This is a genomic window from Pantoea sp. B_9 (genome assembly GCF_008632015.1).
Taxonomy (GTDB): Bacteria; Pseudomonadota; Gammaproteobacteria; order Enterobacterales; family Enterobacteriaceae; genus Pantoea; species Pantoea dispersa.
In genome coordinates this window covers 2,242-5,492 of the sequence record NZ_VWVL01000021.1, presented here as the reverse complement: position 1 = coordinate 5,492, position 3,251 = coordinate 2,242, and the positions used below count along the sequence as shown (strand labels likewise).

2 rRNA genes are annotated in these 3,251 nt (G+C 54.5%); both read right to left on the bottom strand.

From position 1 onward, the window contains the following. Positions 1-5: 5 nt before the first annotated feature. Positions 6-121 (bottom strand): 5S ribosomal RNA (gene rrf, locus F3I21_RS23050). Positions 122-317: 196 nt separating this feature from the next. After that, positions 318-3,221 (bottom strand): 23S ribosomal RNA (locus F3I21_RS23045). Between the last annotated feature and the right edge of the window lie 30 nt (positions 3,222-3,251).

Genomic DNA, 3,251 nt, shown 5'->3' with positions numbered 1-3,251 from the left:
TTGATGCCTGGCAGTTCCCTACTCTCGCATGGGGAGGCCCCACACTACCATCGGCGCTACGGCGTTTCACTTCTGAGTTCGGCATGGGGTCAGGTGGGACCACCGCGCTGTTGCCGCCAGGCAAATTCTGTTTTCATCCGCGTCTTTCGCGCTCTGACTGCGTTGCCCCGCTCGCGCCGCTCAGTCACATACTTCTGTATGCTCCTTCACGTCGTCTCGCGTGCCGCCCTGTCACAGCACAAAATCCACTGGACGTAATCCGGTGAACAATGCTGAAAATTCTTCTGTCTCTCAGACCAAAACGCCTCTGGCGTTGTAAGGTTAAGCCTCACGGGTCATTAGTACCGGTTAGCTCAACGCATCGCTGCGCTTACACACCCGGCCTATCAACGTCGTCGTCTTCAACGTCCCTTCAGGACCCTTAAAGGGTCAGGGAGAACTCATCTCGGGGCAAGTTTCGTGCTTAGATGCTTTCAGCACTTATCTCTTCCGCACTTAGCTACCGGGCAGTGCCATTGGCATGACAACCCGAACACCAGCGGTGCGTTCACTCCGGTCCTCTCGTACTAGGAGCAACCCCCCTCAATTCTCCAGCGCCCACGGCAGATAGGGACCGAACTGTCTCACGACGTTCTAAACCCAGCTCGCGTACCACTTTAAACGGCGAACAGCCGTACCCTTGGGACCTACTTCAGCCCCAGGATGTGATGAGCCGACATCGAGGTGCCAAACACCGCCGTCGATATGAACTCTTGGGCGGTATCAGCCTGTTATCCCCGGAGTACCTTTTATCCGTTGAGCGATGGCCCTTCCATTCAGAACCACCGGATCACTATGACCTGCTTTCGCACCTGCTCGAGCCGTCACTCTCGCAGTCAAGCTGGCTTATGCCATTGCACTAACCTCCTGATGTCCGACCAGGATTAGCCAACCTTCGTGCTCCTCCGTTACGCTTTGGGAGGAGACCGCCCCAGTCAAACTACCCACCAGACACTGTCCGCAGCCCGGATTACGGGCCTACGTTAGAACATCAAACATTAAAGGGTGGTATTTCAAGGTTGGCTCCACGCAGACTGGCGTCCGCGCTTCAAAGCCTCCCACCTATCCTACACATCAAGGCTCAATGTTCAGTGTCAAGCTATAGTAAAGGTTCACGGGGTCTTTCCGTCTTGCCGCGGGTACACTGCATCTTCACAGCGATTTCAATTTCACTGAGTCTCGGGTGGAGACAGCCTGGCCATCATTACGCCATTCGTGCAGGTCGGAACTTACCCGACAAGGAATTTCGCTACCTTAGGACCGTTATAGTTACGGCCGCCGTTTACCGGGGCTTCGATCAAGAGCTTCTCCTTGCGGATAACCCCATCAATTAACCTTCCGGCACCGGGCAGGCGTCACACCGTATACGTCCACTTTCGTGTTTGCACAGTGCTGTGTTTTTAATAAACAGTTGCAGCCAGCTGGTATCTTCGACTGGCCTCGGCTCCGGGAGCAAGTCCCTTCACCTACGCGCCAGCGTGCCTTCTCCCGAAGTTACGGCACCATTTTGCCTAGTTCCTTCACCCGAGTTCTCTCAAGCGCCTTGGTATTCTCTACCTGACCACCTGTGTCGGTTTGGGGTACGATTTCGTGTTACCTGGAGCTTAGAGGCTTTTCCTGGAAGCAGGGCATCAGTTACTTCACCGCCGTAGCGGCTCGTCATCACGCCTCAGTGTTAAAGAAGACCGGATTTGCCTGGTCTTCACACCTGCACGCTTAAACCGGGACAACCGTCGCCCGGATAACCTAGCCTTCTCCGTCCCCCCTTCGCAGTAACACCAAGTACAGGAATATTAACCTGTTTCCCATCGACTACGCTTTTCAGCCTCGCCTTAGGGGTCGACTCACCCTGCCCCGATTAACGTTGGACAGGAACCCTTGGTCTTCCGGCGAGCGGGCTTTTCACCCGCTTTATCGTTACTTATGTCAGCATTCGCACTTCTGATACCTCCAGCATGCCTCACAGCACACCTTCAGCGGCTTACAGAACGCTCCCCTACCCAACAACACATAGTGTCGCTGCCGCAGCTTCGGTGCATGGTTTAGCCCCGTTACATCTTCCGCGCAGGCCGACTCGACCAGTGAGCTATTACGCTTTCTTTAAATGATGGCTGCTTCTAAGCCAACATCCTGGCTGTCTGTGCCTTCCCACATCGTTTCCCACTTAACCATGACTTTGGGACCTTAGCTGGCGGTCTGGGTTGTTTCCCTCTTCACGACGGACGTTAGCACCCGCCGTGTGTCTCCCGTGATAACATTCTCCGGTATTCGCAGTTTGCATCGGGTTGGTAAGCCGGGATGGCCCCCTAGCCGAAACAGTGCTCTACCCCCGGAGATGAGTTCACGAGGCGCTACCTAAATAGCTTTCGGGGAGAACCAGCTATCTCCCGGTTTGATTGGCCTTTCACCCCCAGCCACAAGTCATCCGCTAATTTTTCAACATTAGTCGGTTCGGTCCTCCAGTTAGTGTTACCCAACCTTCAACCTGCCCATGGCTAGATCACCGGGTTTCGGGTCTATACCCTGCAACTTAACGCCCAATTAAGACTCGGTTTCCCTTCGGCTCCCCTATGCGGTTAACCTTGCTACAGAATATAAGTCGCTGACCCATTATACAAAAGGTACGCAGTCACCTAACAAGTAGGCTCCCACTGCTTGTACGTACACGGTTTCAGGTTCTGTTTCACTCCCCTCGCCGGGGTTCTTTTCGCCTTTCCCTCACGGTACTGGTTCACTATCGGTCAGTCAGGAGTATTTAGCCTTGGAGGATGGTCCCCCCATGTTCAGACAGGATACCACGTGTCCCGCCCTACTCGTCGGACTCACAGCTCATGCATCTTCGTGTACGGGGCTGTCACCCGGTATCGCGCGACTTTCCAGACGCTTCCACTGATGCACAAGCTGATTCAGGTCCTGGGCTGCTCCCCGTTCGCTCGCCGCTACTGGGGGAATCTCGGTTGATTTCTTTTCCTCGGGGTACTTAGATGTTTCAGTTCCCCCGGTTCGCCTCGTTAACCTATGTATTCAGTTAACGATAATGCACAAGTGCACTGGGTTTCCCCATTCGGACATCGACGGCTGTAGCGGTTCATATCACCTTACCGTCGCTTTTCGCAGATTAGCACGTCCTTCATCGCCTCTGACTGCCAGGGCATCCACCGTGTACGCTTAGTCGCTTAACCTCACAACCCACAGGCGTTTTGCAACGCTGC